20 protein-coding genes are annotated in these 14,195 nt (G+C 57.8%); 19 read left to right on the top strand and 1 reads right to left on the bottom strand.

Annotated features, from left to right (window positions below):
• Position 1 precedes the first annotated feature (1 nt).
• The 19 genes from ACNRUY_RS02555 to ACNRUY_RS02465 all read left to right on the top strand — a co-directional run bounded on the left by ACNRUY_RS02555 (position 2) and on the right by ACNRUY_RS02465 (position 12,982).
• Positions 2-328, top strand: a complete 327-nt coding sequence (locus tag ACNRUY_RS02555; RefSeq protein WP_488110070.1) for a DUF2190 family protein — start codon at positions 2-4, stop codon at positions 326-328.
• Positions 329-330: 2 nt separating this feature from the next.
• A complete protein-coding gene (locus ACNRUY_RS02550) occupies positions 331-636 on the top strand; it encodes a head-tail joining protein (protein WP_488110069.1) in 306 nt (101 codons plus the stop codon).
• A gap of 2 nt (positions 637-638) precedes the next feature.
• Entirely contained in the window at positions 639-1,178 is a 540-nt protein-coding gene (locus ACNRUY_RS02545; RefSeq protein WP_488110068.1) for a hypothetical protein, read from the top strand.
• Positions 1,175-1,351: a DUF2635 domain-containing protein gene (locus tag ACNRUY_RS02540; RefSeq protein ID WP_488110067.1), complete on the top strand. Its 177-nt coding sequence runs from the start codon at positions 1,175-1,177 to the stop codon at positions 1,349-1,351. Before ACNRUY_RS02545 ends, ACNRUY_RS02540 begins: the two co-directional genes overlap by 4 nt.
• Positions 1,348-2,817, top strand: coding sequence for a phage tail sheath subtilisin-like domain-containing protein (locus tag ACNRUY_RS02535; protein ID WP_488110066.1), 1,470 nt, complete (start codon positions 1,348-1,350; stop codon positions 2,815-2,817). The genes ACNRUY_RS02540 and ACNRUY_RS02535 overlap by 4 nt, the downstream gene beginning before the upstream one ends.
• A 12-nt stretch (positions 2,818-2,829) precedes the next feature.
• A complete protein-coding gene (locus ACNRUY_RS02530; protein ID WP_488110065.1) occupies positions 2,830-3,195 on the top strand; it encodes a phage tail tube protein in 366 nt (121 codons plus the stop codon).
• Positions 3,195-3,479, top strand: coding sequence for a phage tail assembly protein (locus tag ACNRUY_RS02525; RefSeq protein WP_488110064.1), 285 nt, complete (start codon positions 3,195-3,197; stop codon positions 3,477-3,479). The genes ACNRUY_RS02530 and ACNRUY_RS02525 overlap by 1 nt, the downstream gene beginning before the upstream one ends.
• A 112-nt stretch (positions 3,480-3,591) precedes the next feature.
• Positions 3,592-5,250 carry a tape measure protein gene (locus ACNRUY_RS02520; RefSeq protein ID WP_488110063.1) on the top strand — a complete coding sequence of 553 codons (1,659 nt, stop codon included), beginning with the start codon at positions 3,592-3,594 and terminating at the stop codon, positions 5,248-5,250.
• A gap of 11 nt (positions 5,251-5,261) precedes the next feature.
• Positions 5,262-6,416 carry a DNA circularization protein gene (locus tag ACNRUY_RS02515; RefSeq protein WP_488110062.1) on the top strand — a complete coding sequence of 385 codons (1,155 nt, stop codon included), beginning with the start codon at positions 5,262-5,264 and terminating at the stop codon, positions 6,414-6,416.
• The gene (locus ACNRUY_RS02510; protein ID WP_488110061.1) at positions 6,409-7,419 is read left to right on the top strand and encodes a phage baseplate assembly protein; all 1,011 of its coding nucleotides are present in this window, start codon (positions 6,409-6,411) and stop codon (positions 7,417-7,419) included. Before ACNRUY_RS02515 ends, ACNRUY_RS02510 begins: the two co-directional genes overlap by 8 nt.
• A complete protein-coding gene (locus ACNRUY_RS02505) occupies positions 7,419-7,949 on the top strand; it encodes a phage baseplate assembly protein V (protein ID WP_488110060.1) in 531 nt (176 codons plus the stop codon). The genes ACNRUY_RS02510 and ACNRUY_RS02505 overlap by 1 nt, the downstream gene beginning before the upstream one ends.
• A gap of 31 nt (positions 7,950-7,980) precedes the next feature.
• A complete protein-coding gene (locus tag ACNRUY_RS02500) occupies positions 7,981-8,436 on the top strand; it encodes a phage GP46 family protein (protein ID WP_488110059.1) in 456 nt (151 codons plus the stop codon).
• A 3-nt stretch (positions 8,437-8,439) separates the two neighbouring features.
• Positions 8,440-9,507 (top strand): baseplate J/gp47 family protein, encoded by a 1,068-nt coding sequence (locus ACNRUY_RS02495; RefSeq protein ID WP_488110058.1) that lies wholly within the window; start codon positions 8,440-8,442, stop codon positions 9,505-9,507.
• Complete coding sequence (locus ACNRUY_RS02490) at positions 9,498-10,094, top strand: YmfQ family protein (RefSeq protein WP_488110057.1); 597 nt, start codon at positions 9,498-9,500, stop codon at positions 10,092-10,094. The genes ACNRUY_RS02495 and ACNRUY_RS02490 overlap by 10 nt, the downstream gene beginning before the upstream one ends.
• A gap of 38 nt (positions 10,095-10,132) precedes the next feature.
• Positions 10,133-10,864, top strand: coding sequence for a hypothetical protein (locus ACNRUY_RS02485; protein ID WP_488110056.1), 732 nt, complete (start codon positions 10,133-10,135; stop codon positions 10,862-10,864).
• An 11-nt stretch (positions 10,865-10,875) separates the two neighbouring features.
• A complete protein-coding gene (locus ACNRUY_RS02480) occupies positions 10,876-11,616 on the top strand; it encodes a DUF4376 domain-containing protein (protein ID WP_488110055.1) in 741 nt (246 codons plus the stop codon).
• Positions 11,617-11,731: 115 nt separating this feature from the next.
• Positions 11,732-12,055 (top strand): hypothetical protein, encoded by a 324-nt coding sequence (locus ACNRUY_RS02475; RefSeq protein WP_488110054.1) that lies wholly within the window; start codon positions 11,732-11,734, stop codon positions 12,053-12,055.
• Positions 12,055-12,483 carry a M15 family metallopeptidase gene (locus tag ACNRUY_RS02470; RefSeq protein ID WP_488110053.1) on the top strand — a complete coding sequence of 143 codons (429 nt, stop codon included), beginning with the start codon at positions 12,055-12,057 and terminating at the stop codon, positions 12,481-12,483. Before ACNRUY_RS02475 ends, ACNRUY_RS02470 begins: the two co-directional genes overlap by 1 nt.
• Position 12,484: 1 nt before the next feature.
• A complete protein-coding gene (locus ACNRUY_RS02465; RefSeq protein WP_488110052.1) occupies positions 12,485-12,982 on the top strand; it encodes a hypothetical protein in 498 nt (165 codons plus the stop codon).
• Between the two features lie 192 nt (positions 12,983-13,174).
• On the opposite strand, the gene ACNRUY_RS02460 is transcribed toward ACNRUY_RS02465, so the two are convergent.
• On the bottom strand, positions 13,175-14,113 hold the full coding sequence (locus tag ACNRUY_RS02460; RefSeq protein ID WP_488110051.1) for a hypothetical protein: 939 nt from the start codon (positions 14,111-14,113) through the stop codon (positions 13,175-13,177).
• Positions 14,114-14,195 lie beyond the last annotated feature (82 nt).

Genomic DNA, 14,195 nt, shown 5'->3' with positions numbered 1-14,195 from the left:
CATGGCAGGAAACAAAATACAGGAAGGGCGAATGGTCACCGTGGTGGCCGCGTCCGACGTGGTCAGTGGTCAGGGCATTCTGACCGGTGCGCTGTTTGGCGTGGCAATGACGGATGCCACCACTGGAGAGGCGTTCGAAAAAGACACCTGTGGTGTATACGAGCTGCCCAAAACGGCCGCCGACGATATTGCCCAGGGTGCCAAGGTGTACTGGACCGGTAGCGAAGTCAGCGAAATAGAAACCGACAATACCCTGATCGGTTGCGCCAGTGAAGCGGCCGGTAACGGGGCAACCCTGGTCCGGGTTCGCCTGAACGGCACCGTCTGACCATGGAGTTCGGGCAGCTGGCCAATGGCATGCACCGGGCAATTCTGGCCAGTCCCCTGGCGGAGTCCGCTACGGTGGCCGGAGTCACCACCCGGGTCATCTTCTTCGGGGAGTACCTGGAAGCGGACCCGGTATCCGGGGCACCGGTGGCCAGTATGGACCCGAAAATTGCGGTTCGGCTCAGTGACTTTGCCAACGGGCTGCAACCGGAAGACCGCGTCTCCCTTCGGGGGCTGAACTACATCATTGATGAGGTTCGTCCGGACGGGGAAGGGCTCGCCGAACTGCTACTGAAACGGGACTTCTGACCATGAAGCACCACCGCCAGGCTATCCGCGAAGCCATGGTCGCCCAGTTGACCGGCAAGACCGACGCCGGTGACCGGGTGTTTGCCAACCGGCAGCGGCCACTGCGTCCGGCAGACCTGCCCTGCCTGCTGGTGTACATCACCACGGAAAGCTGTGACACCGGCTATGCCGAACACACCGCGCCCCGACAGGACAAGCGACGGTTGACCGGTGTTGTGGATATCCGGGCAGAGAGCCGGAACGGACTGGATGACCTGCTGGATCGCCTGGCAGCCCAGGTGGAAGCCGCGGTGTTTCAGGATGTCAGCTTTGGCCAGACGGTGGCGGACAGCTTCCTGAGCGGAACCCACATTCAGTTCAGTGAAGAGGGCGAACACTGCATCGGTGCCTGTGAACTGAGCTTTGAACTGCACTATTACACCGATGCCAGTCCCGATCCGGACAGCTGGCCTTACTGGAACAGCGCCAGGGTCACCATCAACACGGACAGCGGTGAATCCGCCGAACAATCCATCAACCTACCGGGGAGTGACCAGCCATGAAGCTGCATATCAAACCCAGAAACGGCCTGAAGGTGCGTACCCCGGCGGGTCATCACCTTCGACCTGAAGGTGAACAGGTCACACAGGACAGCTACTGGCTGCGCCGGCTCAAAGCCGGTGATGTGGAGCTGGTCGAGAACACCACCAGAAAACAGGGAGTGAAGGCAAAATGAGCATCAGCTTTAACCAGATCCCCAACGGCCAGCTGACGCCGTTTGTCTTTGTGGAGTTTGATAACTCCCATGCCAACCAGGGGCCTGCTATCCAGAACTACCGGGCATTGATGCTGGGCCAGCGTCTGCCATCCGGCACTGTCTCCGCCGATGTCCCTGCCCGGGTCACCAGCGAAGAGCAGGTCGCCGAGTATTTTGGCCGGGGCTCCATGATCCATCAGCAGGCCCAGGCGTTTCTCGGCAATAACCGGGTGACCGAACTCTGGGTGATTGCCCAGGACGATCTGAGCGCCGGTGTGCAGGCAACGCTGGATCTGACCATTACCGGCACGGCCACCCAGTCCGGCACCTTCAATTTAATGGTGGGTGGGCGTCGTGTACGTGCCGGGGTGACGGTGGGTGATAACACCACGGCCATTGCCACTGCCGTGGCCGCCGCGGTCAATGCCGACACGGAACTGGCCGTTACCGCCACCGCTTCTGCGAGCACGGTTACCTTCACTGCCCGCCACAAAGGCGAGGTTGGCAATGGTATTGATGTGCGCTGCAACTATTACACCGGCGAACGCTTTCCGGAAGGGGTCAGTGCACCCCGGCAAGCATACCTGACCGGTGGCACCGGCAACCCGGATATCAGTGCGGCCATTGCCGCCATGGGGGATGAGGCTTACCACATCATTGCCATGCCTTACACCGATGCGGCCAACCTCACTGCCCTGGAAACAGAACTGGCCTCCCGCTGGGGACCGGAACGGCAGCTGGATGGGCTGGCGTTTGCCGCGGCCAAAGGCAGTCATGCCGAACTGGGCACCCTGGGGGATTCCAGAAACTCCGAACACGTCAGTATGGGTGGCTTTGCGGGTGTGCCGACCCTCCCCTGGCAGTGCGCTGCAGCACAGGCCGCCGTGGTGGCACTCCATGGCCAGATTGACCCGGCCCGGCCGTTCCAGACACTGCCTCTGGCCGGTGTGCTGGCTCCCTGGCCGGAAGACCGGTTTACCCGACAGGAGCGTAACCTGTTGCTGAACGACGGCATCAGTACCTTTACGGTGAGCCCCGGTGGTGAGGTGCTGATTGAGCGACTGGTGACCACTTATAACCTCAATGCCCAGGGGGCACCGGATCCCAGTTACCGGGATGTAAATACGCTGTTGACCCTGAGCTATCTGCGGTTCGACTTTCGCACCTACATCACCAACAAGTACCCGCGCCACAAACTGGCGGGCGACAGCGTTCAGGTACCCTCCGGGCAGGCCATTATGACGCCCTCCCTGGGCAAGGCCGAAGCCATTGCCAAGTTCATGCAGTGGCAGAACCTGGGCCTGGTGGAAGAGCTGGACCAGTTCAAGCGGGACCTGGTGGTGGAACGTGACGCCCAGGACCCGAACCGCCTGAACTGGCTGTTGCCGCCGGATCTGATCAACCAGCTGCGCATCAGTGCGGCCAAAATTCAATTCAGGGTATAGGGAGGCTGAATCATGAGTCAGATGAGAAAGGGTGGCATCATCGAAGTCACAGTGGATGGCAGCCGCATGGACGCCAAGGGTGCGTTCAGCTACAACCTCGGGCTCCCCCAGCGGGAAGCCCTGGTGGGGGCCGACAAGGTCCACGGGTACAAGGAGACGCCCCAGGTGGCCTACATCGAGGGGGCGATTACCGACAACATCAACCTGGATCTGAAACAGCTGGTGAGCTCGGTCAACATTACCGCGGTTCTGCGCCTGGCCAACGGCAAGAGCGTGGTGCTCAGTAACGGCTGGTATGCCGGAGAAGGCACCGGGAACTCGGAAGAGGGAGAAATTCCCCTGCGTATTGAAGCCATGAGAGGGGAGGAGATCAGCTGATGGCAGCCATGACCAATACCTACACCCTGAAACACCCGGTCATGGTCGGAGACACCCATGTGACCCAGCTGCAATTCCAGCGCCCAAAGGCCAAGCATATGAAAGGCATACGACTGGGGGGCGATATCGGCATGGACGATATTCTGCTGCTGGCCGGTCGGATATCCGGACAGTCCTCCCTGGTGATGGATGAGCTGGACATAGAAGACGTACTGGAAGTGGCGGAGGTAATCAGCGATTTTTTGCCCGCTGGCGAAGCGACTGGGCCGACTGGTTCGGCGTGATCGCCGGTACGTTTCACTTTCCCCCCTCTGAACTCTGGGCCATGGATGACCAGGATCTTGAATTCTGGATCCATCAGGCCCGGCAATGGATTGAAGCCAGGGAGACCTCCTGATGGCCAGAAACCCCAACCTGAAAATCGAAATCAGCGCCCTGGATAAGCTGGCCCAGCCCATGCGCCGGATCAACCGGCGTTTTGACCAACTAAACCGGCCGGTAAAAAAACTCCAGCGCTCGTTCCGGGCCCTGGGGCGGGAAGCGGGGCTGAAGAAAATGGGCCATGCCTTTGCCGGTATTGGTCGCAGTGTGGGCAAGGTGGGCAAGGAGCTGGGGGGCATCATTACCAAAATGGGGGTGCTGGGTGGCCTGGCCGGAGCCGGAGGGCTGGCGGTGGGCAAATCCTTTGTGGACACCGCGGCCCAGTTTGAAAAGTTTGAAACCATTTTATCCCGGCTGGAGGGCAGTGCCGATGCCGGTAAGAAGTCCATGGCCTGGATAGAAGATTTTGCGGCCAACACCCCTTATGAGCTGGAACAGGTCACGGATGCCTTTGTCAAACTCCGGGCCTACGGGATGGATCCCATTGGCGGCGACCTGCTGCGTACCCTGGGGGACACTTCCGCGGCCATGGGCAAAGACATCATGCAGGCAGTGGAAGCGGTGGCCGATGCGGTGACCGGTGAAAATGAACGACTCAAGGAGTTTGGTATCAAGGCCTCTTCCGTGGGTAAGAAGATTGTCTACGAGTACACCAACAGCGCGGGCAAGACCATGCGCAAGGCGGTACAGAAAGGCAACCGGGAAATGATTCAGGGCACCCTGCAGGCTATCTGGAACGATAAATACGGGGGCGCCATGAAAGACCTGTCCAAAACCTGGGAAGGGATGATCAGTAATTTATGGGACCAATGGAACCGTTTCAAAAGAATGGTGATGGAAAATGGCCCCTTCAAACTGCTGAAAGAAAAGTTAAAGGGCTTTCTGGATCGGCTGAACGCCATGGCTAAATCGGGAGAGCTGGAAGCCAAGGCAAAAGCACTGGGCCAGAACCTGGTTATTGCTTTTTACAAAGTGCGTGATGCGCTGTTTTCCCTGCGTGATGGCTTTAAGGAGTTGTCCGAAAAGCTGAAGCCTTTTATTGACTTCGGAAAGCAACTGGTCGACCGGTTTGGCGGCGTCAACGGAGTGCTGACGGCTTTGGGTGTCCTGATGGCGGGTAAGCTGATCATCGCCCTGGGGGCTTTGGTGGTTGCGTTTCAGACGCTGGGGCTGGCGATTATGGCAACCCCGGTGGGCTGGTTGATGGGAGCGCTTGCGGGGCTTGTTGCATTGGGCACCCTCCTGTTCAAGAGCTGGAGTGAGTTTTTTGAATTTTTGAAGTCGCTGGGCAAATGGCTATTGATGAATAACCCCATGGCATTGATTCTGAGAGGCGTCAATTTACTGCTCAAAGCCCTGACCGGCTTCGATATTCTGGACAGCATCAAAAAGAAACTGGCCAATCTGTTGCCCGGCTGGATTACCCGCAAGCTGGGTTGGGGGGAAAGTGACAGCCCTTCTGGCAAAACGGCCACCACCCTGCCTACAGCAGGGGAGGCCCGTTCGGCGGCATCGGTTCGCCAGCAGGCCGCCCGGCAGCAGACCATCGACGTTCACAACCGGGCCGCGGTTACGGTGGACTTTGCCAATGTGCCTAGGGGAACCCGGGTGCAGTCCTCCACGGATCGGGGCACCGATCTGGATACTTCCCTCGATTATGCCATGAGCTGGTAAGGAGTCCATCAATGACCTGGCACCAGCATTACCAACAGGCCAGCTTCCGGGGTGTTCCCTTTTTTGTTGAACTGCACAACGCCAGCGGCGGTCGCAATACGGACAGCCAGGACTTGGTTGACCAGGAAGAGGGCAGCACCGTAGACACAGGGCGCAAGACCCGGCGCTATTCCGTGGACGCCTATGTGGTGGGTGCTGACTACCAGTGGGGGCGGGATGCCCTGTTGAACGCCCTTGATCAGTCCGGGGCCGGTGAACTGGTTCACCCCTACCTGGGCGTACTGCGGGTGATCTGCGACAGCTGGCAGCTGCGGGAGTCGGTGGCAGAAGGAGGAATGGCCCGCTTTTCCCTGACCTTTTCGGAAGAGGGCGAGGCCAGCAACCCCCGGGCCTGGACGGACCGGGTCAGCACTATAGAGAAGCTGGCGGATCTGGCGGAAGCTGCCAGCATCGAGGGCTTTTCAGAAACCTTCTCCACTGACGGCACGCCGGACTTTGTGGCCAGGGATGCCCTGGAACAGCTGGCCAGTGTCACGGAAAAAATCAACCAGGTCAGTGCCCGTTTGGGTGGTCTGGGTAATCAGAGCATTCCGGGCATCAGTGAGTTGAATAACAGCGTCAGCGCTGCCACCGGACTGATGGGGGCGTTTCGCAGTTTGACGACGCTGGGCAACCCTTTGGGCTCCCTGTCATCCCTGGCCGGTTTATTGAATTACGACAGTGGTACCACTGCCATCAATCCACTGACGACCTCCAGACAACAGCAACAGGACAACCGGCTGGCAACGGAAGCCCTGACCCGTGAGGCGGCGTTGATCACCTCGGCGCGGCTGGCGGTACAGGCTCCCTTTGACTCCGTGAACCAGGCAGAGTCCACCCGGGACCGGTTGCTGGGCTCTCTGGATGATATGGCAGGTAATACCTTCAGTGACAATGTCTTTCAACAGTTGCAGGCATTGCGCCAGGGGCTATGCCAGACCCTGCCCGATCCCACACTGCCCCGGGTGGGGGAGTACACGTCAGCGGTTACCCAACCGGCACTGGTGGTGGCCTATGACCTTTACCGGGATCCGGAGCAGGGCAGCGATATTGCCCGGCGGAACGGTGTCGCCCATCCCGGCTTTCTGCCCGGCGGCCAGCCACTGGAGGTGCTGACCCATGGCTGATATCCGGTTAACCCTGGGGGGCAAGATCTGGACCGGTTGGGAGTCGGTCACCCTGAGAACCGGGGTGGAGTTTCTGGCCGGCGCCTTCAGCCTCAGTGTGGGCAGCCAGTGGCAGGGAGTGAACACCCTGGACTTTGACGCCCCCTGTGCCCTCAGCCTGGGTGAGACGCCGGTGGTGAATGGATACATTGGTCAGCTCCACAGTGTCAGCGACACCGGGCTGAAAACCCGGGAACTGCTGGGGTGGGACCGGGCTGCGGACCTGTCCGCCTGCACGGTAGAGCCTGGGCAATTCCGCAACACTGACCTGCTGACGATCATTAACGCCATTGGCAAACCCTTTGGTGTGACCGCCAGCAGTCAGCTACCCCCGGAGCGGGTCCGGCGTTTTGATCTGCTGCCCGGTGAGACCGGATCGGAAGCGTTGGACCGTCTCGGTCGAACCTTTGCGGTGCTGATTTTCAGTAATGGTCGCGGAGAGTTGCAGGTAACCCGGGGGCGTTCCTCTGAGCCATTTCAAACGGCACTGGTGGAAGGGGAGAACATTGTCACCTCAGACCTGAGGGATGACCGCACCCTGCGCTTTTCTCATTACCGAACGCTGGGGCAGCTGGGTGGATTGAGCAATGAGATGGATCCGCAGTCCCGCTGCACACCATCAGGGCAGGCTCGGGATCAACAGATCAGGCGTCATCGACCGTTTACCCTGCTGGCCGAGTCCTCCATGGACAGTCGCCAGTGTCAGCGTCGGGCTCAATGGCAGGCGGCAGTGTCCTCTGCCCGTAGCTGGCGGCTGAAGGTCAGGGTGAAGGGCTGGACTGGCCTGAATGCCCAGCTCTGGCGTCCCTGGGTCAATGTGCCGGTCACCATTGGCAGTCATAACATCAACGAAACCCTGCTGGTGACGGGCTGCACCTATAGCGCCACTCGCTCAGCCCGGTTTACCGATCTGGAACTGGTCAGGGCCGACGCCTATGAGCTGCAGCCGGACAGGAGTCAGTAATGGAGTTTCGACAGCAGCTGGCCCGGGCACTGGCCCCCCTTATACACCGTCTGCAGCTGATGATTGGCCGGGCGGTGATTCATACCCTGAACGACAGTAGCCAACTGCAGAGCCTGCAGCTGGAGGTGCTTGACGAAGAGCTGAAAGAACCAGTGGAGCGGCTGCAGGAGTATGGCTTTACCAGCCACCCGAAACCGGGAGCCGAAGCGGTGGTGCTTTTTCACGGTGGCAACCGCGACCATGGACTGGTCATCGCCGTGGAAGATGTGCGCTACCGATTGAAATCCCTGAAGCCCGGTGAAGTGGCCATTTATGACGACCTGGGCAACCGCATTCACCTGACCCGGGAGCGGATCCATGTTCACGGGGTGACGGCCCTGGTGGTGGATGCTCCGGAAACCACCTGGAACGGCAATATAAATCTTAATGGAACGCTGTCGGCAACGGAGGATGTGACCGCAGGGGGCATCAGCCTGAAAGGGCATAAACACCCCGGCGACAGTGGTGGCACCACAGGAGGCCCTCAATGAGCTGGAGGCCCTCAATGAGCAGGAGACCCCAATGAGCGACTTACGACTGGTGATGTCTGGCGGCGGAGCCGACCTGGAAGTGCTGGCCGGTGACCTGATGATGGATGACGGACTGGAAACCCAGATCATTGTCAGCCTGTTCACGGATCGGCGGCTGCCGGATGACATGACGGTGCCGGAAGGGTTTGACCGGCGGGGATGGTGGGGAGATGCCCTCGGCAATGAGGCAGGGGATGAAACCGGCTCCCTGCTCTGGCTGCTCCAGCGGGAGAAGCTGACCCCGGCGGTGGTGGATCAGGCCCGGCGATACTGCGAACAGGCGCTGACCTGGCTGGTCAGTGATGGCGTGGCGGAACGTGTCATCGTGGCCACTGAAGTGCACCGTCCTGACGCCCTGTTGATCAGCGTGACCGTACAAAGGCCGCAACAGCCCCCAGTAAAATACCAGTACCAGGCCCCCTGGGGCGCCCAGTCCAGCCGGAACTGATTCATGCCATTTATACGACCACCCCTGAAAGAGATTGCCGAGCGCATCACTGCCGATCTGGACAGCCGGATGGGGGGCGCGTCCTTTCGCCGCTCCGTAAAAAGCAAGCTGGCCACCTCCCTGGCCGGGGCCACCCATGGCCTTTATGGCTATCTGGATTACCTGGCCAAACAGATCAACCCGGCAGAGGCGGAAAAAGAGTTTTTGAGGCGCTGGTGTGTCGTCTGGGATGTTCTGCCCCATGATGCGGTGACTGCCACGGGGCAGGTGACGTTTACCGGCAATCCCGGAGCGGTTATCAATCAGGGGGTGATGCTCACCCGCAGTGATGGCGAAACCTACAGGGTCACCACCGGGGTGACGCTCACCGACGGTTCGGCTATAGCGGATACAGAGGCCACTGAAGCCGGGGAGTCCGGCAACACCGAAGCCGGTGTCCTGCTGCAGTTGCAGTCACCCATTGAAGGGGTACAGGCCGAAGCAGTGGTGACCCCCGGGGCGATTACCGGCGGCATGGACGCTGAAAACGATGACGCCCTGCGAGAGCGGCTGTTATTGCGTATTCGCAAGCCTGCCCGGGGTGGCAACCCTGACGACTACGAATGCTGGGCCCGGGAGGTGCCGGGGGTGGATCGAGCCTGGTGTTACCCCAACAAGATGGGGCTGGGGAGTGTTTCTCTCACGTTTACCGCAACGGATCCCGACAACCCCATACCCGACACTGCACTGGTGACCGCCGTCACGGAACACATAGACGCCGTGCGCCCGGTAGCCATGAAAGAACGCTACATCTACGCGCCGGTGGCAGACCCTCAAACCATCACCATTGCCAACCTGCAGCCGGACACCCCGGAAGTGCGGGCCGCTATTGAAGCGGAGTTGAAAGACCTGTTTTACCGGGAAGCGAAACCGGAAGACGGCAACGGGCAGGGCGTGGTGCCGGTCAGCCTGATCCGGGAAGCAATTTCTGTGGCCAATGGCGAAACCGACCACGATCTGGTCAGCCCGGTGGATGATATTACGCCGGCAGAAGGGGCCATGGCCACTTATGGAGGGGTGACATGGCAGTAGATCGAGCCAGTCGCTATGCCGAGCAACTGCGGCAACTGTTGCCCAGAGGTCTGGCCTGGAATACCGACCAGGGCAGCACCCTGAATGAACTGGTGGAAGGTCTGGCAAACGCCTTCGCCCGGGTGGATCGAAGGGCAGAGGACCTGGTCAGCAATGCGCTGCCCCAGTCAACATCGGAACTGCTGCCGGAGTGGGAGCTGGCAGCGGGTCTGCCGGAAGATTGCGGTGGCACCCCTGAAACACTGGAGCAGCGTCGTTCAGCCCTGGTGGAAAAACTGGCGGAAGTGGGGGATCAGTCCCGAGCTTTTTATCTTCGGCTGGCCGACCGGTTGGGGCATACCATCACCATTACCGAGTTCAGCCAGCCAAAGGCAGGCATGGCGACAGCGGGCGATCGGTGCTACGGGGCAGACTGGCATTTTGTCTGGCAGGTAAACATGCCCGACAGCCTGACCATCCATCAGGCCACAGCAGGGCGCAGCGTGGCCGGTGAAGCCCTGACCAGCTGGCAGAGTGGCCAGTTGGAATGCCTGTTTCGACGGCTCAATCAGGCCCATAAAGTGGTGCTGTTTCAGTACGGACAATAACTGGACTACAGCAGGACAATAAAAAACGGAGAACCACCATGCATCGAATTGATGGCCCAGGCGCCACCAGTGACAACCGCTTTACCGGCGGCAACCCCCAGGCGGGCATTCCTGCCACGGTGATTACACCGGACTGGCTGAACAGCCTTCAGGAAGAGCTGGTCAGTGTGATCGGCGAGGACAACCTGGACAAAAGCCAGACCAACCAATTGTTGAAGGCGATTCAGGCCATGAGCGCCAGTCAGGCCGTAGGCAAACTCAATCTTCGTATTATTGATCCCGCTAACCTGCCTGCTTTAGCACCCAATGAGTTGGTACCCATGGGCCAAGAGCTGAACCGGGCGGATTATCCGGAGCTGTGGCAGTACATCGAAAGCAGTGGGGCCATGGTCAGCGATAGTGTCTGGCAGCAGGCCAATCGGGAGGCGTTTTTTAGCTCGGGGAATGGCTCTACAACGTTCCGGCCCGGAAATTTGGTAACCGGAGTGTTTCCGCGATTTCTGGATTTGGCAGGATTGTATGACCCGGATAGGGCCTCTCGCGTTGGTGGGAATGTGGCGGGGAGTTGGCAGAGAGATGATTTAAAAAACCATTGGCACCCATCAATCTCAAATGATGATCCGTACGGGTTTGGTTATTACGGAGGGGGGACTCTGACAAGCTCTTCTGGGCGGTCTGTAACAAATTATGGTGACTCCACGTATCTGGTTGATCACGCAGAAACTCGACCGAAAAACATCGCCATTCTCCCCACTTACACATTCAAATAACGAGAGACGCCATGACTCATACTATCCACCACAGCTTTGACCGCCAATCCCGCCGTTATCTTGGCCCATGCCCAATCCCGGCCAGTATTCTCGACCCGGTGAACCAGTCGGCAGCACCGGCCAACACACTGCCATTCGCGCCCCCGGAAGCAGGAGAGAATGAGACGGTTCTGGTCACAGAAACCGATGATGACTGGGAGGTTGTAAAGGACTATACCGGCACGGTTTATCAAAAGGCTGACGGCCAACCAGTCGAGCACAGTGAGCTGGGAGAGTTACCGGAAACACTAACCCACCTGAAGCCGGGTAGTCCGTTTGATAACTGGGTTGAATCTAGCCAGAGCTGGGTTATTGATCTGGAAGCGGAGAAGAAGCATTACTGTGATCAGGCGCTGGAAGCTCTGAAAACTGAACGCAACCGCCATCGGCTTCAGGGCTTTGCTTATCAGGGGCACCAGGTGGAAGCCACAGAAATCGACCAGGGCAATATTGTTGCGGTCATCACCGGTTACACAGAAGGCATCCGTGCCGAAGATGTGCCGGTGTACTGGAAAACTGCGCCAAACCAATATCTGACCCTGAACGGCAAACCCGATGCAGTTGCCCTTGCCACAGCCATGGACACTTATGTCCAGAGCCTGTTCGGAATAGAGGCCCAGCTGGCCCAGCAAGTTGCGGCTATGACCACCGACCAGCTCAAGGCGTTTGATGCCAGCACACAGTTCCAGGAAGCCTTTGACAACCTGCCATAACTCCCCCTCACTTGCCGTGACCCTTTGTGACTCCCCATGAACCACGCCTGCGTACTGCGGGCGTCGTCCTTTTTACAATGGCAACAGGACTAACCCCCACAGCTGTGTGCCGTAAATGGATGACATGAACAGTGAACTCAGTGCCAGGGCTCTGACCGTTTCTATCGCAATAGGCGCTGCCGTTGTTCGCCTGATTATGGACGCCAGACACATCACCTTTATTGCCGTTCTCCGGGCGGTGTTTGTAGCCGCCTTTGTGGCCTACCTGGTGGGGGAAGCCCTGTCCGGTGTGGCCATCTCGGACGGTGCCAAGAATGCCATGGTGGGTGTCGCCAGCCTGCTCAGCCGGGAACTGGTGGAAGGATTGATTCAGCTGGGTCAGCAGTGGAAGAAAAATCCAAAAGCGTTTCTGGACAGCATTCGCAAAGGGGGAAAGTGATGTTCAAGTTTGGTGCCCGCTCCGAACGGCGCATGCAGGGGGTAGACCCCATGCTGACCCGATGTGCTTCAGAAGCACTGGCCCGTTCAGCTTACGATATGACCATCCCCTGGATGGGAGGCGTCAGAACCGTTGAGGAACAGGCTGAAATCTTCAGCCGGGGTGCATCAAAATGCGATGGGGTAGACCAGCTCTCTTATCACCAGAGTGGCAAAGCCCTGGACATTGAACCCGTTGGCTATAACCGACAACTGGCAGACCCCTCCTACCTGCCTAAAGCCCGAAACCATTTCGCTCAGCAGATGTTTGACCAGTTCTCCCGCATGAAAGCTGCTGGAATCGTACCGGCTAATATCGTCCTGCACTGGGGTGGACTCTGGGGAGCCAACGGCTGGGATCCACAACACTGGGAACTGAGGGAATACTGATATGGACTGGAGCGCTGTTGGCAAACTGATATCCAGGGCAGCACCCCTGGTGGGTGGATTACTGGCAGGTCCCGGCGGTGCCCGCATTGGCGGCATGGTGGCCAGTGCCCTGGGCACCGACCCGGAACCCGAAGCCGTGGCCAAAGCCATCCAGGACAACCCTGAAGCGCTCATCGAACTAAAGCGGTTCGAGACCGAAAACGAACAGCACTTGCGGGAAACCACTTTCAAAACCCTTCAGGTCGAACTGGCCGACAAGGCCAACGCCCGCTCTGCCCACAAAGACAGCAAAATGCCCGCTATCATCACGGTGATGATGACCCTGATTGTGGGTGTGTTGCTGCTGGCCCTGTTCAATCTGGAACTGCCAGAAGGCAACAAGGATGTAGCGTTCATGCTCTTCGGCCAGGCCGTTACCCTTTGGGGCGCATCGGTCACATACTGGGTGGGCACCACTCGCAGTAGCAGTGATAAGAGCAAGATGTTGGGGCAGGCGTAACCATGGGTGAGTATGAAAAAGCCCGCTGGACGGCGGGCTTCTGGTTAAACGGACTGATATCCGAATTTTCGTAGTAGTCGTTTTTTGCGTTTAATGTCTCGGGATACGGAGCTCTTCTGAAAAGAAGCGATAACTTTTTTAGCTTCTTCACTTAAGGTGAATGCAACTGTCTGTTCGGCTTTTCTATTGTTTTTATCTTTCATCGAAAGAAGCCCTCAGTTCTTGAGAAAGGTGCTCAAGGCAGATCCTGCTAGTGAACTGCCGGATTATATCCTCGTAAAGTTCTGATTGTCCTTTTTGAAAGGTTCCCGGCTTTTTGGCCGTAAGTGAGAGCAAATAAATGGTCTCACCCCGTAAGCTATCACTAATCCCAAAGCACAGTAAAGAAGTGTCGGCTTCGGTAGTACCAGCTTTAATATAGCCTCTATTCTTTCGTGCCTGCTCTTTTTTTGTAGAGCTTACAATATGAAGCCCTCTTTTTTCAATGGCTCTCATTGCCGCACTGCTGGGGTTTTGTAGCTGGGCAGGCGTTGTTTTGGGCACTCTGTGAGGGTCAAGATATAGCCACTGATCAGGCTTTCCATCTACCACTCTCGCCAGGGAGAGACGGAACGTTATGTTGGGGTATATTTGCTCAAAAACGGACTTGATCCCAGAGCAGAGCATTCCGATCTGATCCTGGTGGAATTGATTGTCATAAACATCCATGATGTTTCCAGACTGATACTGTAACTTTGCGGTAATTCTTCTTACCTTAAAGTCAACAACTTTGTTGATATTTTCGCTGATTGTTATTAGTTCAACCATGCTGACATCGCTGGCGGATGCATAGTCTTCAATCACGCTATATATAAACTTGAGCAGCCAGACTGACACCAGCACTGCGAAAATGGTCAAAAGAGGGTCTGCAAACCAGCTGGTTATGAAGCCTCGTTTTTCTTCACTGAGAAACGATAAAGACTGGTTCAGCCGATCAATCATGTTCTCACGTGTCATAGCCAGCCCGAGAGCAGGGATGGTTGTCATTAGTAAAGGCCTCACGCCGTTACTTACCAACCTACGTTTATTGAGGCGGACAAACCACAAGGCAGCTCTGCGCAAGGTTCCCGACTGATAGTCCTCTGCCTTCATTGGCCCTTTTTTCCTGTTGTTTTTATCAGCAGAAAATCATACCAATTATTGGCATACTTTGTGTAGTCTCTGACGCGGGAGG

This window comes from Endozoicomonas sp. Z74 (assembly GCF_057680865.1).
The sequence above is the reverse complement of the archived record's forward strand: the minus strand, read 5'-3'. Positions and strand labels throughout refer to the sequence as shown.